Origin of the sequence: Blastococcus carthaginiensis (assembly GCF_030731085.1) — a bacterium.
Taxonomy (GTDB): Bacteria; Actinomycetota; Actinomycetes; order Mycobacteriales; family Geodermatophilaceae; genus Blastococcus; species Blastococcus carthaginiensis.
Window position 1 is genome coordinate 32,198 of sequence record NZ_JASNFN010000032.1, and the last position, 21,665, is coordinate 53,862.

22 protein-coding genes are annotated in these 21,665 nt (G+C 74.3%); 12 read left to right on the top strand and 10 right to left on the bottom strand.

The genetic code is table 11. The features are described 5' to 3' along the window. Nucleotides 1–70: 70 nt before the first annotated feature. Complete coding sequence (locus tag QOZ88_RS19710; RefSeq protein WP_306001407.1) at nucleotides 71–1,555, top strand: MFS transporter; 1,485 nt, start codon at nucleotides 71–73, stop codon at nucleotides 1,553–1,555. After that, nucleotides 1,552–2,994 carry a M20/M25/M40 family metallo-hydrolase gene (locus QOZ88_RS19715; protein WP_306001408.1) on the top strand — a complete coding sequence of 481 codons (1,443 nt, stop codon included), beginning with the start codon at nucleotides 1,552–1,554 and terminating at the stop codon, nucleotides 2,992–2,994. The genes QOZ88_RS19710 and QOZ88_RS19715 overlap by 4 nt, the downstream gene beginning before the upstream one ends. Nucleotides 2,995–3,370: 376 nt before the next feature. Here QOZ88_RS19715 and QOZ88_RS19720 read toward each other — a convergent pair whose 3' ends face one another. Next, nucleotides 3,371–4,303, bottom strand: a complete 933-nt coding sequence (locus QOZ88_RS19720; protein ID WP_306001409.1) for a DUF5926 family protein — start codon at nucleotides 4,301–4,303, stop codon at nucleotides 3,371–3,373. A gap of 184 nt (nucleotides 4,304–4,487) precedes the next feature. On the opposite strand from QOZ88_RS19720, the gene QOZ88_RS19725 reads away from it, so the two are divergent. From QOZ88_RS19725 to QOZ88_RS19740, 4 genes are all read left to right on the top strand, one after another. Further along, nucleotides 4,488–5,696 carry a cytochrome P450 gene (locus tag QOZ88_RS19725; protein WP_306001410.1) on the top strand — a complete coding sequence of 403 codons (1,209 nt, stop codon included), beginning with the start codon at nucleotides 4,488–4,490 and terminating at the stop codon, nucleotides 5,694–5,696. Nucleotides 5,697–5,816: 120 nt separating this feature from the next. Further along, nucleotides 5,817–7,433, top strand: coding sequence for a long-chain fatty acid--CoA ligase (locus tag QOZ88_RS19730; RefSeq protein ID WP_306001411.1), 1,617 nt, complete (start codon nucleotides 5,817–5,819; stop codon nucleotides 7,431–7,433). 79 nt (nucleotides 7,434–7,512) lie between these two features. Further along, on the top strand, nucleotides 7,513–8,019 hold the full coding sequence (locus tag QOZ88_RS19735) for a SigE family RNA polymerase sigma factor (protein WP_306001412.1): 507 nt from the start codon (nucleotides 7,513–7,515) through the stop codon (nucleotides 8,017–8,019). Next, entirely contained in the window at nucleotides 8,016–8,795 is a 780-nt protein-coding gene (locus QOZ88_RS19740) for a hypothetical protein (RefSeq protein ID WP_306001413.1), read from the top strand. Before QOZ88_RS19735 ends, QOZ88_RS19740 begins: the two co-directional genes overlap by 4 nt. Nucleotides 8,796–8,911: 116 nt before the next feature. Here QOZ88_RS19740 and QOZ88_RS19745 read toward each other — a convergent pair whose 3' ends face one another. Then, entirely contained in the window at nucleotides 8,912–9,241 is a 330-nt protein-coding gene (locus tag QOZ88_RS19745; protein WP_306001427.1) for a rhodanese-like domain-containing protein, read from the bottom strand. 69 nt (nucleotides 9,242–9,310) lie between these two features. On the opposite strand from QOZ88_RS19745, the gene QOZ88_RS19750 reads away from it, so the two are divergent. Together QOZ88_RS19750 and QOZ88_RS19755 are read left to right on the top strand one after the other, a co-directional pair. Further along, nucleotides 9,311–9,850, top strand: coding sequence for a PH domain-containing protein (locus QOZ88_RS19750; RefSeq protein ID WP_091933486.1), 540 nt, complete (start codon nucleotides 9,311–9,313; stop codon nucleotides 9,848–9,850). Between the two features lie 6 nt (nucleotides 9,851–9,856). After that, nucleotides 9,857–11,407 (top strand): PH domain-containing protein, encoded by a 1,551-nt coding sequence (locus QOZ88_RS19755; RefSeq protein ID WP_306001414.1) that lies wholly within the window; start codon nucleotides 9,857–9,859, stop codon nucleotides 11,405–11,407. Nucleotides 11,408–11,482: 75 nt separating this feature from the next. Here the strand turns inward: QOZ88_RS19755 and QOZ88_RS19760 are convergent, their stop codons facing one another. Further along, nucleotides 11,483–12,199 (bottom strand): response regulator transcription factor, encoded by a 717-nt coding sequence (locus QOZ88_RS19760; RefSeq protein ID WP_306001415.1) that lies wholly within the window; start codon nucleotides 12,197–12,199, stop codon nucleotides 11,483–11,485. 61 nt (nucleotides 12,200–12,260) lie between these two features. Between QOZ88_RS19760 and QOZ88_RS19765 the strand changes: the two genes are divergently transcribed. The 3 genes from QOZ88_RS19765 (at nucleotide 12,261) to QOZ88_RS19775 (ending at nucleotide 14,348) form a co-directional block, all read left to right on the top strand. After that, the gene (locus QOZ88_RS19765; protein ID WP_306001416.1) at nucleotides 12,261–12,998 is read left to right on the top strand and encodes a sensor histidine kinase; all 738 of its coding nucleotides are present in this window, start codon (nucleotides 12,261–12,263) and stop codon (nucleotides 12,996–12,998) included. A 106-nt stretch (nucleotides 12,999–13,104) separates the two neighbouring features. Next, a complete protein-coding gene (locus tag QOZ88_RS19770) occupies nucleotides 13,105–13,965 on the top strand; it encodes a manganese catalase family protein (protein WP_306001417.1) in 861 nt (286 codons plus the stop codon). Between the two features lie 101 nt (nucleotides 13,966–14,066). Further along, the gene (locus tag QOZ88_RS19775; RefSeq protein ID WP_306001418.1) at nucleotides 14,067–14,348 is read left to right on the top strand and encodes a hypothetical protein; all 282 of its coding nucleotides are present in this window, start codon (nucleotides 14,067–14,069) and stop codon (nucleotides 14,346–14,348) included. 192 nt (nucleotides 14,349–14,540) lie between these two features. Here QOZ88_RS19775 and QOZ88_RS19780 read toward each other — a convergent pair whose 3' ends face one another. The 7 genes from QOZ88_RS19780 to QOZ88_RS19810 form a co-directional block, all read right to left on the bottom strand. Beyond that, nucleotides 14,541–16,154 (bottom strand): solute symporter family protein, encoded by a 1,614-nt coding sequence (locus QOZ88_RS19780; RefSeq protein WP_306001419.1) that lies wholly within the window; start codon nucleotides 16,152–16,154, stop codon nucleotides 14,541–14,543. After that, on the bottom strand, nucleotides 16,147–16,539 hold the full coding sequence (locus QOZ88_RS19785) for a DUF485 domain-containing protein (RefSeq protein WP_091933497.1): 393 nt from the start codon (nucleotides 16,537–16,539) through the stop codon (nucleotides 16,147–16,149). Before QOZ88_RS19785 ends, QOZ88_RS19780 begins: the two co-directional genes overlap by 8 nt. 270 nt (nucleotides 16,540–16,809) lie before the next feature. Then, on the bottom strand, nucleotides 16,810–18,330 hold the full coding sequence (locus QOZ88_RS19790; protein WP_306001420.1) for a sodium/solute symporter: 1,521 nt from the start codon (nucleotides 18,328–18,330) through the stop codon (nucleotides 16,810–16,812). Between the two features lie 25 nt (nucleotides 18,331–18,355). After that, complete coding sequence (locus QOZ88_RS19795; protein WP_091933502.1) at nucleotides 18,356–18,730, bottom strand: hypothetical protein; 375 nt, start codon at nucleotides 18,728–18,730, stop codon at nucleotides 18,356–18,358. Nucleotides 18,731–18,733: 3 nt separating this feature from the next. Further along, nucleotides 18,734–19,477: a LytR/AlgR family response regulator transcription factor gene (locus tag QOZ88_RS19800; RefSeq protein ID WP_091933505.1), complete on the bottom strand. Its 744-nt coding sequence runs from the start codon at nucleotides 19,475–19,477 to the stop codon at nucleotides 18,734–18,736. Between the two features lie 73 nt (nucleotides 19,478–19,550). Continuing rightward, nucleotides 19,551–20,675, bottom strand: coding sequence for a histidine kinase (locus QOZ88_RS19805; protein WP_306001428.1), 1,125 nt, complete (start codon nucleotides 20,673–20,675; stop codon nucleotides 19,551–19,553). A gap of 126 nt (nucleotides 20,676–20,801) precedes the next feature. Further along, nucleotides 20,802–20,951: a hypothetical protein gene (locus QOZ88_RS19810; protein ID WP_306001421.1), complete on the bottom strand. Its 150-nt coding sequence runs from the start codon at nucleotides 20,949–20,951 to the stop codon at nucleotides 20,802–20,804. 108 nt (nucleotides 20,952–21,059) lie between these two features. Here QOZ88_RS19810 and QOZ88_RS19815 point away from each other — a divergent pair, with 108 nt between their 5' ends. Beyond that, nucleotides 21,060–21,647 (top strand): copper chaperone PCu(A)C, encoded by a 588-nt coding sequence (locus QOZ88_RS19815; RefSeq protein ID WP_306001422.1) that lies wholly within the window; start codon nucleotides 21,060–21,062, stop codon nucleotides 21,645–21,647. Nucleotides 21,648–21,665: the final 18 nt, after the last annotated feature.

Sequence of the window (21,665 nt, forward strand, 5' to 3'; positions counted from 1 at the left end):
CCGGCGGCGTCGATCACTACGCTGCCAACTCTCCGCGCCGGGCCCGGCGCCTCGGGAAAGGGACGGCGCGGTGGCGACGACGGGGACGGCGCGCAGGACGGGGCGGATCGCGGGGATCGGCGGCGGGCTCGTCGGCTACCTGGTCTTCGTCGAGTTCACCAGCGGCGTGCTGCAGGGCTACTACATCCCGCTGCTCACCGACATCGCCCGCTACCTGGGGGTCAACGACGCCGACGTCAACTGGCTCGAGGCAGCCCAGCTGATGCTGTCGGCGATCGCCGTCCCGGTGCTCGCGAAGCTCGGCGACCTGCACGGGCACCGCAGGGTGCTGCTGTGGTCGGCGGTCGCCACGGCGCTGGCCACCGTCGCGCTGGCGTTCGCCACCAGCTTCCCGGTGTTCCTCGTCGCCTGGGCGCTGCAGGGCCTCTACGTCGTCTGGCTGCCGCTGCAGGTGGCGCTGATCTGGGACCGGTCGCGCCGCACGCCGGGAGCGGCCGGGCAGACCCGCCGCGCCACCGGGCTGATCGTCGCCGCGCTGCAGGCCGGCGCGATCGCGGGCGCGCTGGGCGGCGGCCAGATCGGGCAGAGCCTCGGCGACCACCTGTGGCTGGTGCTCGTGCTACCCGCGGTGCTGGTCGTCGGCGTCTGCCTGGTCGTGGCGTTCCGGGTGCCCGAGAGCGAGGACCGCACCGGCGGCACCGTCGACGCGACCGGCGTCGCGCTGCTCAGCGTGATCCTTCTGGTGATCACCGGCGGGCTGAGCTTCGTCCGGCTCAACGAGGGCGCGCTCTGGCCGTGGGCGGTGGCCGCGGTCGGCATCCTGCTCGTCGTCCCGTTCGTCGCCTACGAGCTGCGCCAGGACGACCCGCTGGTGGACTTCCGGGTGCTGCGCAGCCCCGCGATGTGGCCGGTGCAGCTCACCGCGGGCCTGTTCGGGGTGAGCGTGCTCGGCGCCCAGGGCCCGCTGTCCACCTACGCCCGCACCGACCCGGCGGTCTACGGCTACGGGCTGGGCCTGTCCACCAGCGAGGTCTCGGTCGTGATCGGCGCGTACGTCATCTCGATGCTGGTCGGCGCCAGCCAGTTCTCGCGGGTGAGCCGGCGCACCACGCCGCGGAGCACCCTCATCGGCGCAGCGACGCTCACCGGCACCGGCTACCTGCTGCTGGTGCCCTTCCACGACACGCTGGCCCAGATGCTCTCCTGCATCGCGATCGCGGGCCTCGGCTCCGGCGCGCTGGTGGCGGCGCTGCCCGCCGCGGCCGCGGCCGCCGCACCGGTCGGCCGCACCGCGGTCGCGACCGGTCTCACCAACACCACCAAGGTGATCGGCGGCTCGTTCGCCTCGGCGGCGTTCGCGATCGCGCTGGCCTCGAACGTCCCGCTGCTCGCCGACGGGTCGGCGGGCACCGCCGGTTCGCTGTCCGGTTACATCACGGTGTGGGTGATCTGCGGGACGACGGCGCTGCTGGCCGCACTGGCGCTGCTCGTCGTCCCGAAGCTCGCCTTCTCCGACCCCGCCGTCCCCGAGACCGCCGAGGAGTCCCGAGCATGAGGCGCGCGCTGGCCCTGGCCGCGACCGGAGCCGCCGCCGCGGCCGCCACCACGACCGCCCGCCGGGTCGCCCGCTTCCGGCCGGTGGAGCAGCCCGCCGTTCCGGTCGACCTGGACGGCCTGGACGCCGACGCCGTGGCGCAGCGGCTGGCCGAGCTGATCCGCATCCCGACGGTCTCCTCGAGGGACCCCGGCCAGGTGGACGCCGCGGCCTTCGAGACCTACCGCGCCCGGCTGGCCGAGCTGTACCCGCGCACGCACGAGGCGCTGGAGCGCGAGGTGCTCGGCGACGGCGCGCTGCTCTACCGGTGGCGCGGCACCACCGACGAGCCGCCGCTGGTGCTCATGGCGCACTACGACGTCGTCCCGGTCGCCGGGCAGGAGTGGAGCCGCGACCCGTTCTCCGGGCTGGTCGAGGACGGCTGCGTGCACGGCCGCGGGGCCATCGACGACAAGGGCTCGATGGTGGCGGTCCTCGAGGCGGTCGAGGCGCTGGTGGTCGAGGGTTTCACGCCCCGGCGGGACGTCTACCTGTCGTTCGGCAACGACGAGGAGGTCGCCGGGGTCGGGGCGCGGCTCGCCGTCGAGGCGTTCACCGCCCGCGGCATCCGGCCCTGGGCGGTGATCGACGAGGGCGGCGCCGTGGTGAGCGGGATGTTCCCCGGCGTCCCGGGACAGGTCGCCGTGGTGGGGCTGGCCGAGAAGGGGCTGCTGGACGTCGAGCTGGTCACCACCGATGCGGGTGGGCACGCCTCCTCCCCCGCCCGCGGTGGCGCGCCGGCGCGGCTGGCCAAGGCGATCCTCGCGCTGGAGGCCGACCCCTTCCCCGCGCGGCTGCACGACGTCGTCGTCGGGATGATCGACGCCGTCGGACGGCAGGCCCCGCTGGGCTACCGGGCGCTGTTCGCCCACGCCGCCCAGCTCCGCCCCGTGCTCGCTTCGGTGCTGGCCCGGGCGGGTCGCGAGGCCGGCGCCATGGTGCGGACGACGGTGGCGGTCACCCGGCTCGAGGGGAGCAGGGCAGCCAACGTGCTGGCCACCCGGGCGCTGGCGCACCTGAACATCCGGATCGCGCTGGGCGAAAGCGTGCAGTCGACGGTGGAGCGGCTGCGCCGGGTCATCGACGACCCGTCGGTCGAGGTGCGCGTCGTGTCGGGCAACGACCCGTCCCCGGTCTCGCGGGCGGACAACGAGGCGTTCGCGCTGCTCGGGGCGGCCGCGCGGGCGACCTACCCCGAGGCCGTCGTCGCGCCGTACGTGATGGTGCAGGCCAGCGACGCCCGGCACTTCAGCCAGATCTGCGACAGCGTGTACCGGTTCATGCCCTTCGACCTGAGCCGGGAGGAGCTGTCGGCGCTGCACGCCGCCGACGAGCGCATCTCGATCGCCGCCCTGCACCGCGGCGCGGGGTTCTTCCGGCACCTCATCCGCAGCGTCTGAGGGCGCCGCCGCGCCCGACCCCGGCGACGACCCCGGTACGGCAGCACGTGGGCGGTCCTGCGAGCCCGTCACCGGCCGACGAAGTGCGCTGAACCCGAGCCCCCGTGGAAGTGGGCTTCGGCGCACATCATCCGAGGCTCGACCGTGCCGGACGACCCGTTCCGATCTCACTCGTGTCACGAGGGGCGCACAGGTCAGAAGGCTGGTTGGAGCGTCGGCTCGGACCAGCGGGCCCTGACCAGGGTGTCCCCAGGGCCAGTCGTCCTCTGCCCACACCCGCGGGGCAGAGCGCTACTGCGCCCGACCCCATCTCCGCCTGGCGGCAGCGACCCGGGCAGCTCGCCCGCACGACGTCGTCCGGCGGCGCCGGGGGGGGTCAGCGCAGAGTGATCTGGCGGGAGAGCAGCCCGGCGCGGGCGCGCCGCTCATCGGCGGTCAGCGGCGCGGTCTCGGCGAGCGCCTTCTCCAGCCGGGCCTGGAACTCCGTCGCGGGGCCCACCCAGTCGGCGGCGGGGACGTCGGCGGGGAGGTCCCACACCGGGACGACGAGGCCGTGCGCACGGAAGGCCCCGGCGTAGCGGGTGCCCTCGCCCAGCAGGATCTGCTCGGCGGCCGACAACCGGGCCAGCGCGTCGAGGAGCTGCTCCTCCTTCTCCGCCCGCACCCAGCGCAGGTGCGCCCGCTCGTTGCCCGGGCGCACCCAGTACGCGGCCTCCAGCCCCTCGAGCCGGACGGTGGGCAGGATCGCCTCGTTGGCCTGCGTCAGGCCGGCCCGCGCCTGGGGGCTGGGGTCGGTGCCCTCCAGCCAGAAGTCGAAGGTGTCGTGCACGGTCACCTCCAGCGGCGCGGTGAGGTCGAGGACCTCCTGCAGCCGCGGGCCCGCCGACCCGGCGCCACCGATCGGGCCCGGGTCCACGGGCGCGCCGGCGGGGGCCTCCAGCGCCGCGGCGATCGCGGTGCCGAGGTCACGGCTGACGTCGTCCGACGACGTCGCCAGCTGCGCGCCGACGAGGATCTGACCGCTGGCGCGCACCAGGCCGGGGGCACCCCCGGGCAGGACGCTGGCCAGCGTCAGCTCGCGGCCGCCGGCCGAGCGGAGCGTCGCCGTCGCCGCCGGCACCAGCTCCCGCAGCGCCACCCAGTCGGCCTCGCCCGGCAGGCCCTCGAACGGGCGGGTGACCGGCGGGGCGTAGCCCGAGCCGTGGCAGTGCTTGTAGCGGCGGCCCGACCCGCAGGGGCAGGGCGCCTTCGGGTTGACGCCACCCTCGGCGACGGGGGCGGTGGCGGTGGAGCGCTTGCGGGAGGCCATGCGTGCAGCGTAGGTGGCGGCACGCGGGGCCCCGCCCTGAGGCCGAGCGCGCCGGGGCGCGTCACCGGAGCCGGGTGCGACGAACTCGTGGCCATCAGCGGTTGATCACCACGACTTCGTCACACTCGTCGGGAGCCCACCGGTGCCGGACGCTGCGGGCGGGCTCCTAGCTAGGCTTCCCGGCGTGACCGTGTCCGTCGACGCGCTCGACCTCCGCGCCCCGTCGTTCGTCGCCGACCCGTACCCGGCCTTCGCGCGGGCCCGGGCGCAGGCGCCGGTGCAGTGGCACGAGGGGCTGGGGCTGTGGCTCGCGCTCACCCACGCCGAGTCCAACGCCGTGCTGCGCGACCGGCGGCTGGGCCGCATCTGGCGGGACAAGGAGCCGGCCGAGCGGTTCGGCAGCTTCAACCTCATCCACCGCAACGCCATCCTGGAGCTGGAGCCGCCGGACCACACGCGCCTGCGACGGCTGATCACCAGCGCGTTCGCCCGGGGGCACGTGGAGCGGCTGCGGCCCTGGGTCGAGGAGCTGGCCGGCCGGCTGGCCGACGAGCTGGTCGAGCGCTCCGCCGGGTCCGAACCGGTCGACCTGCTCACCGGCATGGCCGAGCAGCTGCCGGTCGCCGTCATCGCCGAGCTGCTGGGCGTGCCCGAGGCCGACCGACCGCTGCTGCGGCCGTGGTCGAACGCGATCGTGAAGATGTACGAGTACGGGCGGACGGCGGCCGTCGAGGAGGCGGCCGAGCGCGCGGCGGACGAGTTCGTCACCTACCTGCGGCAGCTGGCCGCCGAGCGCCGCACCGCCCCCGGCGAGGACCTGCTGTCCCACCTGGTCTCGGTGCGGGACGCCGACGGCGACAAGCTCACCGAGGACGAGCTGGTCACCACCTGCATCCTGCTGCTCAACGCCGGCCACGAGGCGACCGTCAACGTGACGGGCAACGGGATGCTCGCGCTGCTCCGCCACCCCGACCAGCTGGCCGCCCTGCGCGCCGAGCGCGACCTGCTGCCCGCGGCGCTGGAGGAGCTCATGCGCTTCGACCCGCCGCTGCAGCTGTTCGAGCGCACCGCCACCGCCGACGTGCAGATCGGCGGCGTCACCGTGCGGGAGGGGCAGAAGATCGCCGCCCTGCTCGGCGCGGCCAACCACGACCCCGCCGTCTTCACCGAGCCCGAGACCCTCGACGTCCGGCGCATCGACAACCCGCACATCGCCTTCGGCGCGGGCATCCACTTCTGCATCGGGGCGCCGCTGGCGCGGGTCGAGCTGCAGGCCACGTTCGGCGCGCTGCTGACGCGGACCTCGGTGCTGGAGCTCGGCGGCGAACCCGTGCGCCGGCCCGAGTTCGTGATCCGTGGCCTGGAGACGCTCCCCGTCGCCCTCGGCCGCTGACCGCGGCACGGATGGCGTCCTCCCTCACCGCCCACCGCGAGGGAGGACACGCGATGGTCAGGTCAGCTGATCATCGCCGCACCGCTGGAAGGTGAGCGCGGTCACTGGCAGGATCCGACCATGCGCGGCTTGATGCAGGACAGCCCACTGACCGTCGACTCGATCTTCCGGCACGTCGAGCAGCACTACGGCGACGGGACGATCGTCACCAACAACCCCGGCGGGGTGACCCGGGCAACCTACGCGGAGTGGGCGCAGCGCACCCGCAAGCTGGGCGGCGTCCTCGACACGCTCGGCATCGGCGCCGACGGGCGGGTCGGCACGTTCGGCTGGAACAGCCAGCGGCACCTGGAGCTCTACTTCGCCGCGCCGTGCACCGGCCGCGTGCTGCACACGCTCAACGTCCGGCTCTTCCCCGAGCAGCTGACCTACATCGCCAACCACGCCGAGGACGAGGTCGTCTTCGTCGACCGCACCGTGCTGCCGCTGCTGTGGCCGCTGATCGACACCATGAAGACCGTGAAGCACGTCGTGGTCATGGACGACGGCGGCGACAACGAGATCCCCGACGACTCCCGGGTGCTCGACTACGAGACGCTCCTGGCCGACGCGCAGCCGGTCGAGTTCGCCGTCACCGATGAGTGGCGCGCGGCCTCGATGTGCTACACGTCCGGCACCACGGGCAACCCGAAGGGCGTCGTCTACTCGCACCGCTCGACGTTCCTGCACACGATGGGCGTGATGGCGCCCAACGCCTTCGGCCTGGGCATCAACGACGTCGCCATGCCGGTCGTCCCGATGTTCCACGCCAACGCCTGGGGCATCGCGCAGGCGGCACCCGCGGCCGGCTCCTCGCTGGTCATGCCGGGCGCGCTCATGCAGCCCGAGGCGCTGGCGAAGCTGATCGTGGAGGAGGGCGTCACCTTCACCGCCGGCGTCCCGACCATCTGGCAGGGCGTGCTGCCGCACCTGGCCGGCCGGCCGCACAAGCTCCGCGACATCGGCTGCGGCGGCTCCGCCGTCCCCAAGGCCCTGTCCGAGGCCTACCGGGAGCAGGTCGGCATCCCGATCCTGCAGGCCTGGGGCATGACCGAGACCCACCCGGTCGCCTCCTCCGGCGTGCTGCCCAAGCGCTACCAGGATGCCGACGACGAGACCAAGGCCGCCCAGCGCGCCCGCGCCGGCATCCCGTTCCTCGGCGTCGAGGCCCGCATCGTCGACTCCGACACCCTCGAGCCGCAGCCGTGGGACGACAAGGCCACCGGTGAACTGCAGGTGCGCGGCCCCTGGTGCGCCCAGGACTACTACAACCCCGACGCCGGCGTGGAGCTCACCACCGCCGACGGCTGGATGAAGACCGGCGACGTCGCCGCCATGGACGCCTTCGGCTCGATCCGCATCGCCGACCGCACCAAGGACCTCATCAAGTCCGGCGGCGAGTGGATCAGCTCGGTCGACCTGGAGAACGCGATCATGAGCCACCCGAAGGTGAAGGAGGCCGCGGTCGTCGGCATCCCGCACCCGAAGTGGGACGAGCGCCCGCTGGCCTGCGTCGTGCTCAACGCGGGCGAGGAGGCGACCGAGGAGGAGATCCTCGAGCACCTCAAGCCCCTGGTGGCCAAGTGGTGGATGCCCGACGCCGTCGAGTTCATCGACGAGGTACCCAAGACCAGCGTCGGCAAGTTCTCGAAGAAGGACCTCCGCGCCAAGTTCGCGGAGTACGAGCTGAAGAGCTGACCTCCGGTGGCAGGCGCGGTGGAACCGCGCCCGCCCCCGGACCCGTCATGCTCTCCAGAGGACGACTTCCGGAGGGCGAGTGGAGCGGGACGAGGCGTTCACGCGGTACGTGGACGAGCGCTGGCCGGTGCTCGTCCGCTCCGCGGTGCTGCTCGGCTGCGCCCGCCCGGAGGCCGAGGACCTGGTGCAGACGGCGCTGGTGCGCTGCTACGTCGCCTGGGACAAGGTCGGCAGCGCGGCCAACCGGGACGCCTACGTCTACCGGGTGCTGGTCAACTGCCATCACGACAGCCACCGCCGGCGCTGGTGGGGTGAGCGGCCGACCGCCGAGGTGCCGGACGTCGCCACCGATGACGGCACCGCGCAGGTGGACGACGCCGACGCCGTCCGCCGGGCGCTGGCGCGGTTGAGCCCGGCGCACCGCGAAGTCGTCGTCCTGCGCTACTACGCCCACTTGGGCGAGCAGCAGATCGCCGCCGCGCTGCGCATCGCACCGGGAACGGTGAAGAGCCGGCTCTCCCGCGCGCTGGCGCAGCTGCAGACCGATCTGGACGTCGCCGAGCTGCGGGGAGGGAGGGCATCGTGACCGACCGGGAGACCTCGACGTTGCTGGGGGAGCTGGCCGACCGCGTGCCGGTAGGCCCGGCGCCGGTGGGGCAGCTGCTCAAGGCCGGCCGCCGTGCGCGCCGGCGCCGGACCGCAGGTGTCTCGCTCGCGGTCGCCGCGGGCGTGGCCGTGGTCGCGGGCGGCGTGGTCACCGTCGTCGACCCGCCCGGCGGGCAGGGCGACGCCGCCGACTCGGCGGCGGCGCTGGTCGCCGAGGAGCCGCGCGAGGGCGCTCCGGAGGCGGCCGACGGCGACCCGGGCACCGGCATGCCGCCGGCGGACGGCGGCGACGAATCCGGGACGGCGGCCGGGAGCGAGCTGTCGCAGCTCGCCGAGGACCCGACCGCCGGGCGCACCGGCCCGCTCGCCGACACGGAGATGAGCTCCTGCGCCGTCGAGTACAGCCCCGCCGCGCTGAGCAAGCAGGACTTCGCCTTCGCCGGCGTGGTGGTGGACATCGGGCGCGCCGTGACGACGCAGCCGGGTACGCCCGGGCCGCCGGAAGACCTGGTGGGGGTCACCTTCGCCGTGGAGGAGTGGTTCTCCGGCGACTCGGGGGAGGCGGTGACGGTGGACCTGCCGGCGCCGTACGACCCGGCCGCGGGCAGCAGCACCCCGGGCCCGGTCTACGGGGTCGGGTCGCGCCTGCTGGTCAGCGGCGCCGACCGGTGGGAGGGCGCGCCGCTGGAGCCGATCGCCTGGCTGTGCGGCTTCACCCGCTACTACGACGAGGAGACCGCGGCCGCCTGGCGCTGAGCTCAGACCAGTCGCCGGGCCCCGTTGACCCGCGCCACCTGACCTGAAGCCGCGCCACGGCACGGCTCGACGTCCGTCCGAGCGGCTCAACCCTCGCAAACGACCGGCGCTGAACGTCAGCGGACGAAGGGCTCCTCGCCGGTCTCGCTGACCATCGGCTTGCCGGCGGCCTGCCACTCCCCCATGCCGCCGGCGACGTTCACCGCGTCGAAGCCGTTGGCGTTGAGCCAGGCGGCGACCCGGGCCGACCGGCCACCGCCGCGGCAGGTGACGTAGAGCGGATCGCCCTCGGGCAGCTCCTCGAGCCGCGCCGGGACGTCGCCCATCGGGATGTGGGTGGCGCCCTCGATGTGGCCGTGCACCCACTCGTCGTCCTCGCGGACGTCGAGGACCACGGCGTCCTCGGGCAGCTCGGAGGCGGGCACGGTCGGGACCTGCTGCGGCATCACGCTCCCCATCGTGGCACGGGCACCGGTTGCGCGACCGGGGTCCACCGCACTGGGAGGATGGGCCCGATGTCCCCGAGCCACCGGGCCGCCCCGAGCGGCGCCCGCCCGACGCCCGTGCGCGAGCCCGCCTGGGAGCTGCCGCGCTCGGCGATCGGCCTGTGGGTGGTCGAGAGCCTGATCAGCACCGCGTTCGTGTGGCTGGCGATCGGCGCGTTCCTCCTCTTCGTGCCCGCCGACGCCGGCGACCCGCTGCCGCTGCTGCGCCGGCTGGTCCCGCTGGCCGGCGCCGTCTACGCGGTGGTCGCGCTGAGCATCCGCCCGTGGTTCAAGCACCGGGTGTACCGGTGGGAGATCACCAACGAGGCCGCCTACACGCGCACCGGCTGGCTCACCCAGACCTGGACGCTGGTGCCGATCTCGCGCATCCAGACCGTCGACGTCACCCGCGGCGTGCTGCAGCAGATGTTCGGCCTGGCCACCGTCGCGGTGCTCACCGCCTCCAGCCAGGGGACCGTGCGCATCTGGCACCTCGAGCAGGGCGTCGCCCAGCGCGTCGCCGACGACCTCGCCCGCCGGGCCGAGCTGGTCCGCGACCAGGCCACCTGAGCCATCGTGCAGCCCGCGCCCCCACCCCCGCGCCGGCCGGCCGGCCCGCTCCCGCCCTGGCCGCCGCCCCTCGGCCCGCCGCCGGCCCCGCCGACCGCCGGCGCGCCCCGGCGGCTCTCGCCCCGCGTCATCGCCGTCCACACCGCGACGTTCCGGCAGGCCCGGGCCTTCGTGCCCGCGGTCATCCCGATCATCGCGGCCACCGGTTTCGACGGCGGGCTGCGCACCGTCGTCCTCCTCGCCGTCGGCGTCACCGTGCTCTCCCTGCTCACCGCGACGCTGAACTGGTGGCGGTTCAGCTACGCCGACGGGCCGGCCGCCGTCGTGATCACCCGCGGGCTGCTGGCCCGCTCGGTGCGCACCGTGCCGAACGACCGCATCCGGGGCGTCGACGTCGAGGCGCCGCCGCTGCACCGCGTCTTCGGCCTGGTGCGCGTCCGCATCGACGCCGCCGCCGGAGCGGTCACCGACGGCGACGAGGAGCTGCTCGTCGACGGCATCCCGCGCGCGGAGGGCGACCGGCTGCGCGTCGCCGTCCTCACCCACCGCGCCGCCACTGCACCGGCCGGCACCCCCGACGGCGCCCCGGCGGCCGAGCCGGTCGAGGAGGAGTACGCCCGCTTCGACCACCGCTGGCTGCGGTACGCGCCGCTGGTCGGCACCTACCTCGCCGTGCCGCTCGCCGCCGTCGGCGCGCTGTTCCGGCTGGCCGAGGAGCTGCCCGAGCAGTGGACCCCCGAGTTCCAGGAGCCCGACCTCTCCGACCTGCGGCTGGTCGGCGCCGGGCTGGTCATCGCCCTGCTGGTGCTGCTGGTCGGGTCCGTCGTCGGCGCGGCCGTGGTCAACTGGCGCTTCCGCGTGGTCCGCCGCGGTGCGTCGCTGGTCGCCTCCCGCGGGCTGCTCACCCGCCGGCACACCGAGCTCGAGGTCGACCGCATCCGCGGGGTCACCGTCATCGACGGACTGGGCATGCGGCTGGTGCGGGCCGCCCGGGTCAGCGCGCTGGTCACCGGCCTCGGCGACGCCGCCGGGCGCGGGCAGCTGTTCCCCCTGGGGCCGCGCACGGAGGCGTGGGCGCTGGCCCGGCGGGTCACCGACGACCCCGGCGCGCTCGTCGCGCACCCACCCGCGGCCCGCCGCCGCCGGGTGCTGCGCGCCGTCGCCTTCGGGCTGCTGGTGACCGCGGGCGGCGGCGTCCTCCTGGCCGGCGAGGGCGCGTGGTGGCTGCTGGCCGCCGGCGCCGGGCTGACCGCGCTCGGCGTCCCCGTCGGCCTGGCCCGCTACCGCTCGCTCGGGCACGCCGCCGGGCCGCGCACCTTCGCCGTCCGCAGCGGCTGGCTGGTGCGCGAGCAGGCGGTGCTGGAACGGCGGGCGGTCGTCGGCTGGCAGGTCCGGCAGTCGTTCTTCCAGCGGCGGGCGGGCCTGGCCACCGTCACCGCCTGCGTGGGCGCGGGCAGCGGCGGCTACGCGGCCCTCGACATGGCCGCCGACGAGGTGCCCGGGTTCGCGCTGGCCGCCTCCGAGCCCTGGGCCGGCGCGCTCGGCAGGGGTAGGTGAGGGAAACCTTTCCGAGACCGGCGGTTGTCGATCACGGCCCCGGGTAGCTGGCCCGGCGATGACGTCCTGGGGAGCTCAGCCCGCGGGGCCACCGGTGTGCCGCACCGGCTCGCCGGCGCCCAGGCCCACCCGGCCGGCCAGCGCCGCCGCCTCCACCCGCGTCGCCACCTGCAGCCGGCGCAGCAGGTGCGCCACCAGCCGCTTCGTCGTCCGCTCCGAGACGTGCAGCGTCGTCGCGATGTCCACGGTGCCGGTGCCGTCGGCGATCAGCCGCCACAGCCGCCGCTCGTCGGCGGTCAGCTGGTCGACGATGCCCTGCTCCCCCGCCGGCGCGGCGTCCGCCAGGAGCTGGCGCAGCAGCGCCTCGGGCAGCACCGACCAGCCGTCGAGGACGGCCAGCAGCGGCCGCACCAGCGCCTCCGGGTCCGCCGTCTTGGGCAGGAAACCCGAGGCCCCCGCCCGCAGCGCCTCGATGGCGGCGTCCGCCTCGGCCAGCCCGGAGAGCGCGACCACCCGCACCATCGGGTCCGCGCGCCGGATGGCGGCGATCGCCCTCGTCCCCCCGGGGGGCGGCATGTGCAGGTCGACGATCGCCACGTCGGCGTGGTGCCGCTGCACCATCGCCGCGGCGGCCGACGCGTCCTCCGTCGTCGCCACGACCCGCACCCGGCCCTCGCTGAGCCCCGGGAGCAGCAGGCTCAGCCCACGCGTGAACAACGGGTGGTCGTCCACGACGACCACGTCCACCGGCGGCCTGCGGTCAGCAGCGGCCGCGTCGTCGGTCTGCCCCACATCGCTCCTGACGGTCGGTGCGTCTCCCGGCGCCGCTGACCGGACTCCCGAGGAGGTGCCCGTGACCCTGGCTGCCGACACGCAGGCGTCGACGCGGAGCCGCGGACTGCTCAACGATCTCGCCCGGGTGCTGCGCGCGCATCTCCCGCGCCCGCGCCGGACGACCGTCCCCGACCCCGAGACCCCCAGCCCCGAGGACGCCGTCGTCCGCGCGCTCTGCCACGACATGCGCAGCCCGCTCGCCTCGCTGGAGGCGGTGCTGGGCTCCCTGGACCGCGCACCCGGGCAGGCCGGTGAGCTGCTCGCGCTCGCGCGGGCCCAGACGGCGCACCTGTCGTCGATGCTGCGCACGGCCGACGCCACGGGAGGCGCTGTCCAGCGCTCGCGCGGCACCCGCCGCCTCTGCGACGTCCTGCGGGCCTCGGTGGCTGCCTCCGGCCTCCCCCGGTCCCAGCTCGCGCTGGAGGTCGAGGACGGCGCGGGGGACGTCGCCGTCGCGGACGCCCGCGTGCAGCGCATCCTCGTCAACCTGCTGGAGAACGCCCACCGGCACGGGAACGGTGCACCGGTCCGGCTCCGGGCGACGGCCCGCGCCGGGTGGGTGGACCTGGCGGTCACCCAGGGCGGCGTCCCGGCCGAGCGGGTCCTCCAGCACCTGCGCACCGACCGGCCACCGGTCGACCTCACGGGGCTCGGGCTCTGGTCGGTGCGCCGGCAGGCCGGCGAGCTCGGGGGCCGGGTGCTGTGGTCGGCGGACGGCGACGACTTCACCCTGACCGTGCGCCTCCCGGACCGCTGAGGAATTGGCACCGGCGGGCCACGGGACGGCACCGGTGGGCCACCGGGGGCGGGCAGAACCACGTCGTCACCGCGAACGCGGTGGAGCGACGACGCAAGGAGAGCCCGTGTTCACGCACACCCACGCCCTGCAGTACGAGGCCAAGCCCGACGGCCCCGACGCCGCGTTCGCCCGCCGGATGCAGGAGATCCTGGGCGGTCAGTGGGGCGAGATGACCGTCGCCACGCAATACCTGCTGCAGGGCTGGAACTGCCGCCTGCCCGGCAAGTACAAGGACATGCTCCTGGCCATCGGCACCGAGGAGCTGGCCCACGTCGAGATGATCGTGACGATGATCGACCGGCTGCTGGACCACCAGCCGCTCAAGCCCGACGCGGCCGACCGCACCAACGAGGCGGCGGCCGGCTTCGGCAACACGAACCCGCAGCACGCGATCGTCAACGGCGGCGGCGCCTACTACCGCGACTCCATGGGCCTGCCCTGGAGCGGCGGCTACGTGACCGCGAGCGGCAACCTCATGGCCGACTTCCACTACAACGCCACCGCCGAGATGATGGGCCGCCTCCAGGTGTCGCGGCTGTACAACATGACCGACGACCCGGGCGTCAAGGAGATGTTCAAGTTCCTCATCGCCCGCGACCACATGCACCAGATGCAGTGGCTCGCCGCGATCGAGGAGCTCAAGGCGGACGGGCTCGAGGGCATCCCGGTGCCGGAGGCCTTCCCGCTGGAGGAGGAGCCGGACAACTTCGGCTACGCCTTCATCGACGCCTCCGACGGCCCGGACGCCGCCGCCGGCCGCTGGGCCTCCGGACCGGCCGTCGACGGCCGCGGTGAGATGCGCGCCGCCCCGATCGAGGCGACCGCCGACGCCCCGATCCTGCCCCCGGGTGACCCGCGGCTGTTCGGGACGCCGCAGATGGAGGGCCAGTCGATGCTGCAGAAGGCCAAGGACATGCTGAAGTAGGCCCTGGCCCCGTCCGTTGCGCCGTCGCCGTGCCGGCGGCCCGCCCTCGCCCGGGCGCGGCCGCCGGCCCGGCGGGCCCAGCCCCACCCGGAGGTCCTGCCGTGCACCTGCACCTGCCCCGCCTGCCCGTCCCCGCCGTCCTGCTCTCGCTGGTCTACCTGGCGGCGGTCGCCGTCGCGATCAGCGCGCCCGGGCAGCACGCCCTCGCCGGCCTTGTCGTGCTGACCGGCCTGATCGCCCGCTGGGTCGTCCGCGCCCGCCGGTCCGGGCGCGCGGCCGCCCCCGTCGCGCTCGCCGTCGCGGGCACCACCACCGCGGTCGACGCCGTCCTGCCCGCCGACCCCGCCCCCGCCGCGGCCCCGGCGCACGCCACCGCCGCCTGACCGGCCTCGCCGCACCGCCGCCGTCCTCGCCGCACACCGCGAGGGCGACGACCGCACTGCGAGGTCGACGCCCGCAGCGCACGAGGCGCGCGCCCCCGACCGGGGACGCGCGCCACGTGACGTGCTGGAACGGCCTGCCTCCCGGGGCCCGCGCCGAGCGCAGCGAGGTGCGGGGAGGATCCAGGCCCTCCTTCAGTGCTGGACGGCCTTCTCCGCCCCGATGCCGGTGAGGGCCCGCACCTCGAGCTCGGCCCACTTCGCCTCGTTCGGCTTCTCCTTGGTGAGCACGGTGCCCAGCCAGCCGAGGAAGAAGGACGCCGGGATGGAGACCAGGCCCGGGTTGCGCAGCGGGAACCAGGCGAAGTCGACGCCGGGGAACATCGACGTCTCGGCGCCCGAGACCACCGGGGAGAAGAGGATCAGCCCGATGCAGATGATCAGCCCGCCGTAGATCGACCACAGCGCGCCCTGGGTGGTGAACTTCTTCCAGAACAGCGTGTAGAGGATCGTCGGGAGGTTCGCCGAGGCGGCCACCGCGAACGCCAGCGCCACCAGGAAGGCGATGTTCAGCCCGGCGCGCAGCGCCAGGATGCCCAGCCCGATGGAGACCGCGCCGATGACGACGGCGGTGATCCGGGCGACCTTGACCTCGCCGTTCGGCGGGACGTCGCCCTTCTTGATCACCGACGCGTAGACGTCGTGCGCGAAGGACGCCGAGGCGGTGATGGTCAGGCCCGCGACCACCGCGAGGATGGTCGCGAAGGCGACGCCGGCGATGATGCCGAGCAGCACCGTGCCGCCGAGCTCGAAGGCGAGCAGCGGGGCGGCAGCGTTGACCCCGCCCGGGGCGGCGACGATGGTCTCCGCACCGACCATGGCGCCGGCGCCGTAGCCGATGATCAGGCTGAACAGGTAGAAGATGCCGATCAGCCAGATCGCCCAGACCACCGAGGTCCGCGCGGCCTTCGCCGTCGGCACGGTGTAGAAGCGCATCAGCACGTGCGGCAGGCCGGCGGTGCCGAACACCAGGGCCAGCGCCAGGCTGATGAAGTCCAGCCGGGTGGTGTCGCTGACGCCGTACTGCGCGCCGGGGTTGAGCACGCCCGTGGTGCCGGCCCGATCGGCGGCGCCACCCAGCAGGGCGGAGAGGTTGAAGCCGTAGTCGGCGAGCACCCACAGCGTCATCACCAGCGCACCCGCGATGAGCAGGCTGGCCTTGATGATCTGCACCCACGTCGTGCCGCGCATGCCGCCGACGAGGACGTAGAAGATCATCAGCGCGCCGACCACCGTGACGACGAGCGCCTCGGCCACCGGGCCGCTCACCCCGAGCAGCAGCGCGACCAGGCCACCGGCGCCGGCCATCTGGGCGAGCAGGTAGAACAGCGAGACCGCCAGCGTCGAGATGGCGGCCGCGGTGCGCACCGGGCCCTGCCGCATCCGGAAGGCCAGCACGTCGGCCATGGTGAAGCGGGCGGTGTTGCGCATCAGCTCGGCGACCAGCAGCAGCGCCACGAGCCACGCCACCAGGAAGCCGATGGAGTAGAGGAAGCCGTCGTAGCCGTAGATGGCGATGGCGCCGGCGATGCCGAGGAACGAGGCCGCCGACAGGTAGTCGCCGGCGATGGCCAGGCCGTTCTGCTGGCCGGTGATGGTGCGGCCGGCGGCGTAGTAGTCGGCGGCGCTCTTGTTGTTGCGGCTGGCCCGGAAGGTGATGGCCAGGGTGATGACGACGAACGCGCCGAAGATCGAGATGTTGATCGCCGGGTTGCCGATGGTGGCGTCGGCGGCGAGGAGGTCAGGCACGGGTGGCCCCCTGGGTGCGGGTGTCGCCGGCGGGCGCGCCGGGCGCGTAGTCGTGGGCCTCGAGGCGGTCGCGCATCTCGTCGGCGATGGGGTCGGTCCGCTTGTTCGCGTGCGCCACGTAGAGGTGCGTGATCACGAACGTGGTCACGAACTGGCCGAGCCCGAACAGCAGGCCGACGTTCACGTTGCCGAACACCTGGGTGGACATGAAGTCCGAGGCGTACGTCGACAGGAGGACGTAGAGCAGGTACCAGACGAGGAACGCCACGGTCATCGGGAAGGCGAAGCTGCGGAAGCGCTTCTTCAGCTCCACGAACTCCGGCGAGTCCTGCGCGGCGCGGTACTCCTCGGGCGTCAGCAGACGCCGTTCCTGTGGATCGGTCAAGGTTCGAGCTCCTGGTTCGATCGAGCGGGGCGTCGAGATGCGGGCAGTCGGAACTGTGAGCGCTGTCACGGTAGGGCTGGGGATCCCCGCGGGGCGCCGGTCGCGCCGCCGCTGCGCCGAGCGGTGAGCAGGAGTCGTCGTACGGCAGGTCCGGCGAGACGAGCGGTCGCGCGGTCGCACCACGGCACCGCGCGAGCGCACCGTGCTCGGCGCGATCCGGCCGCACCGGTGCCGTCCCGTCGCGGGCTCGTCGAGGTCAGCGAGCCGGGTTCACCGCGGCAGGACGCCGCGGTCGAGCTGCACCGCCTCGGGAGCGTGCAGCCGGACCATGGTCCGGGCGGTGTGCCGTGGCACCCGCCGGGAGGTGGCCAGGGAGACCCCCACCATGGTGAGGAAGGCCAGCGGGACGGTCCACGCCGCCGGCTGGGCGAGCAGCGCGCCCGGCCAGCCGGTGGGGGCCATGCCGAGCAGGGTGGCGATCACCGCTGCGCCGGCGCAGCCGCCGCCGACGAGCATCCCGGCGATCGCGCCGGCGTCGGTCAGCCGGCGCCACCAGATGCCGAGCACGAGCAGCGGGCAGAAGGTCGAGGCGGCGAAGGCGAAGGCCAGCCCGACCGCCTGCGCCACGCCCACCCCCTCGGCCAGCAGGGCCAGGCCCAGCGGGACGAGGACGGCGACGACGGCACCGGCCTGGAAGGCGCGCACCCCACCGAGCCGGCGGCCCAGCCCGTCCTGGCTGATGACGCCGGCCACCGCGACGGTCAGCCCGGACGACGTGGACAGGAACGCCGCGAACGCCCCGGCGGTGGTCAGCGCCGACAGCAGCTCGCCCAGCGTGCCGGCCAGCATCCGGGACGGCAGCTCCAGCACCACCGACTCGGTGTCGCCGCTGGCGATGAGATCCGGCGCGTAGAGCCGGCCCAGCCCGCCGTACACCGGCGGCAGGAGGTAGAAGAGCCCCAGGAGTGCCAGCACGAACAGGGTCGTGCGCCGCGCCGCGGCCCCGTCGGGGTTGGTGTAGAAGCGCACCACGACGTGCGGGAGACCCATCGTGCCGAGGAATGTGGCGAGGATGATCGAGTACGTGGTGTAGAGCTGGTGGTCGCCGGTCCCGGCGAGCGGCGACTCCCAGGAGTCCCCGGGCGTGGTCCCGGTCGAGGCGGGGGACACCCCGCCGTCGCCGAGCCAGATGGTGACCATGAACAGCAGCGGGAACAGCAGCGCGGTGAGCTTCAGCCAGTACTGGAACGCCTGGACGAACGTGATGCTGCGCATGCCGCCGAACAGCACGTTGACCAGCACCACCGTCGCGACGAGCACGCCACCCAGCCACGGCCCGGTACCGGTGGTGGCGGCCAGTGCGAGGCCCGCCCCCTGGAACTGCGGCATGAGGTACAGCCAGCCGATGGCCACGACGAGCAGCGCGGACAGCCGGCGCACCGCCCGCGACTCCAGCCGGCTCTCGGCGAAGTCGGGCAGGGTGTAGGCGCCGGAGCGTCGCAGCGGCGCGGCCACGAGGACCAGCAGGACGAGGTAGCCCGCCGTCCAGCCGACCGGGTACCACAGCATCTCCGTGCCGAACGCCAGCACCAGGCCGGCGACGCCGAGGAAGGACGCCGCGGAGAGGTACTCCCCGCCGATGGCCGAGGCGTTCAGCCCTGGCCGCACGGTGCGGGAGGCCACGAAGAAGTCGCTGGTGGTGCGGGAGAACCGCCAGCCGTAGGCGCCGACCGCCAGCGTGGCCACGACGACGGCCGTGACCGCGACGATGCTGTAGCCCGCGGCGCTCACGACCGGCCGCTCGCCGGCCGGGGGGTCACGACCGGTCCAGCACGTCGGTGAAGGCGCGTTCGTTGCGCTCGGCGGCCCGGACGTAGAGCCAGCCGATCGCGAACAGGAACGGGTAGACGGCGAACGCCAGGAGCAGCCACGGGAGCGGCACGGCGAGCACTTCGACCGTGGACAGCTCGGGTGCGAGCCAGAACAGCAGGGGGATGCCGCCGACCACCACGGCGAGGGTGGCGAGGGCGAGCAGCGCCAGCCGGAGCTGGGAGCGCAGCAGCGAGGACATGTACACCTCGCCCAGGGCGGTCTGGGCCTCGATCTCGCGGGCGACCGGGACCCGCTGCACGCGTGCGGCGCCGGTGCGCGGGCTGGTGACGCGCACCCGGCGGGGCGAGGTGTCCGGCACCGGTCAGCCCCGGCCCTGCGTGCCCGGCCGGGCGCGCCGCACCAAGAGGTCGCGCAGTTCCCGGGTGTGCCGCCGGCTCACGACCAGCTCCGTGCCACCGACGACGACCGTGCACCGCCCGGCGTCCATCCGGACCTCCTCGACGTGCTGGAGCGCGACCAGCAGCGACCGGTGGATCCGCACGAAGCCGGCGTCCTTCCAGCTCTCCTCCAAGGTGGTCAGCGGCACGCGGACCAGATGGCTGCCCGACGCGGTGTGCAGCCGGGCGTAGTCGCCCTGCGCCTCGACGTACCGGACGCTGGAGCGCGGGACGAACCTCGTCACACCGCCCAGTTCCACGGCGATGTCGTCGTCCACCGCCACCGGTCCACCGGCCCGCGCGCCGACCACCCGGCGGACCGCCTCGGACAGCCGGTCGTCGCGGACGGGCTTGAGGACGTAGTCGACGGCGCCGAGCTCGAACGCGTCCACCGCGTGGTCGTCGTACGCGGTGACGAAGACGACCGGCGGCGGCGCCTTGAACCGGGAGAGCACGCGCGCCAGGTCGACTCCGCTGAGCCCGGGCATCCGGATGTCGAGGAAGACGGCGTCGACCGCCCGCTCCTGGAGCAGGCGCAGCGCCTCCGTGGCCGAGTCGCTGGTCAGCACGGTCCCGATCCGCCCGTCCCGCTCGAGCAGCCAGCGCAGCTCCTCGAGGGCCGGGCGTTCGTCGTCCACCACCAGGACGGTCAACCGGTCTGCGGTCACGGCACCTCCTCGCCGGCGGTCGTCGGCGTCGTGACCGACGGTGCCCTGCTCATGCGTGACCTCGCCGGCTCGGTCACGTGTGCACCCCGGGCGCGAACTTGGGGACGCGCACGATGACCTTCGTCCCCGCGCCAGGGGCCGTCTCGACGACCAGACCGTAGTCGTCCCCGAACGCGGTGCGCAGCCGGGCATCGACGTTGCCCAGCCCCACCGAGTCGACCGAGACGTCACCGGCAAGGGCCCGCCGCACCTTCTCCGGGTCCTCGCCGATCCCGTCGTCCTCGACCGAGATCAGGCACTCCCCGGCCTGGTCGGCGGCGATGATGGTCACGGTCCCGGTGCCCGGCTTGCGTTCCAGACCGTGCCGCACCGCGTTCTCCACGAGCGGCTGCAGGCAGAGGAACGGGACGGCGACCGGCAGGACCTCCTGCGCCACCCGGAGCGTGACCTGGAGCCGGTCACCGAACCGTGCCTTCTCCAGCACCAGGTACCGCTCGATCGACCGCAGCTCCTCGGCCAGGGTCGTGTATTCACCGTGGTGGCTGAACGAGTACCGGGTGAAGTCGGCGAACTCCAGCAGGAGCTCCCGCGCCCGCTCGGGGTCGGTCCGGACGAACGAGGCGATGGCGCTCAGCGAGTTGTAGATGAAGTGGGGGCTGATCTGCGCTCGCAGCGCCCGGACCTCGGCCTCCATCAGCCGCGTCCTCGAGGCGTCGAGCTCCGCCAGTTCCAGGTTCCCCGACACCCAGCGCGCGACCTCGGTGACGGCCCGGACGAGCCCGGCGGAGGCCGACGAGGTGAACGCCTGCAGGGTGCCGACCACCCGGTCCTCCACCACGAGCGGGCTGATGACGACCTGCCGCAGCCCGCAGCCGGCGTCCGAGCAGGCGAAGTCCCTGCGGTCCCGGACCACCGTGCCACCCGACTCCAGGACGATGCCGGCGAGAGCTGCCGCGTCCGGTTCGTGGTGGCCGAAGCGACCGTCCCAGGCCAGCGTCGTCACGGTGTCGGTCAACGCGACGGCCGGGACCCCGAGCAGGTCCCGCAGGTGCCGGATGGCGCGGCCGGCGGAGCCGCTGGTCAGGCCCTCCCGCAGCTCCGGCGCCGTCAGGGAGGCCGAGTGGAGGGTCCGGAACGTCGCCTGCTCCGCCTCCGTGCCGAGGTGACCGGGGCGCAGCCAGCGCAGCGCGTCGCGCATCACGGTGCCTCCCTCCAGGCAGCCCGGCCGACCGTCGGACCGTGGGCCAGCGAACCGTAGATCCTGGCGGCACGCGCACATCGGCGAACCGCGGAGCATCCCCCGGGGCGGGGGCTCCGCCCCGGCTCACCCCGCCGGCAGCTGCTCCCCGCACCGGGGGCAGACGGTGGGCGGGTCCTCGTCGGCCAGCCCGCCGCAGGCCGGACACACCCGGCGCAGCCAGCACGCCGGGTCGCCGCCGTCGTCGGGCACCGACCTCGTCCGGTCGTCGTCCACGCGCCCTCCCAATGCGACAACTCTGTTGCGGCCCGCCCGCCGAGGGATGCCGGTGCCGGATCGGGGGTAGCCAGCGACGGTCGTACGAAATCCCTCGGAAGGACCAGGATGACCCGCCGCACGCGCAGGAACGCATTCGCCACCCTGCTCCTCGCCACCACCCTGCCCCTCGCCGCCTGCGGTGGGGAAGGCGGCGCCGACAGCCCGGGGGTCGACGAGCTCGACAACCCGCTCGACGTGCCCGGCGACGAGGTGATCGGCGGCAATCCCGGCCCCGACGAGGCCGTGACCGAGGACATCAAGATCACCGCGGTGGGGCTCGCCTACCCGGACGACGGCGTGTGGGAGCAGGGCGAGGACGTCCGGCTCTACGCCGCGATCGCCAACACGGGGACCACCGGTGACCAGCTGGTCGAGGTCCGCGGCGAGGACTTCGCCGGCGCGGAGCTGATCCCGCTGGACGGTGCCGCCGGCACGATCGAGGTCCCCGAGGAGGACAACGTCTACCTGGAGCCGGAGGGGCCGCCGTCGGTGCTCCTCACGGACCTGTCGACGGACCTGCGCTCGTCGCAGTCGATCCCCGTCACCTTCGTCTTCGAGCAGGCCGGCGAGGTCACCATGGAGGCGCCGGTGGTCTCCGAGCCTCCCGGCCAGGGCGACTTCGAGGCCCCGGAGGACCCGACGTCGGAGAACTGATCCCCCCGCAGGACGACC

Bases quoted from the DNA above. Each gene is read 5' to 3' on its own strand.
- QOZ88_RS19805 (WP_306001428.1), bottom strand. From the start codon at position 20,675: ATGCGCGACGCGCTGCGCTGGCTGCGCCCCGGTCACCTCGGCACGGAG.
- QOZ88_RS19750 (WP_091933486.1), top strand. From the start codon at position 9,311: ATGTCCCCGAGCCACCGGGCCGCCCCGAGCGGCGCCCGCCCGACGCCC.
- QOZ88_RS19745 (WP_306001427.1), bottom strand. From the start codon at position 9,241: ATGCCGCAGCAGGTCCCGACCGTGCCCGCCTCCGAGCTGCCCGAGGAC.
- QOZ88_RS19815 (WP_306001422.1), top strand. From the start codon at position 21,060: ATGACCCGCCGCACGCGCAGGAACGCATTCGCCACCCTGCTCCTCGCC.
- QOZ88_RS19720 (WP_306001409.1), bottom strand. From the start codon at position 4,303: ATGGCCTCCCGCAAGCGCTCCACCGCCACCGCCCCCGTCGCCGAGGGT.
- QOZ88_RS19715 (WP_306001408.1), top strand. From the start codon at position 1,552: ATGAGGCGCGCGCTGGCCCTGGCCGCGACCGGAGCCGCCGCCGCGGCC.
- QOZ88_RS19730 (WP_306001411.1), top strand. From the start codon at position 5,817: ATGCGCGGCTTGATGCAGGACAGCCCACTGACCGTCGACTCGATCTTC.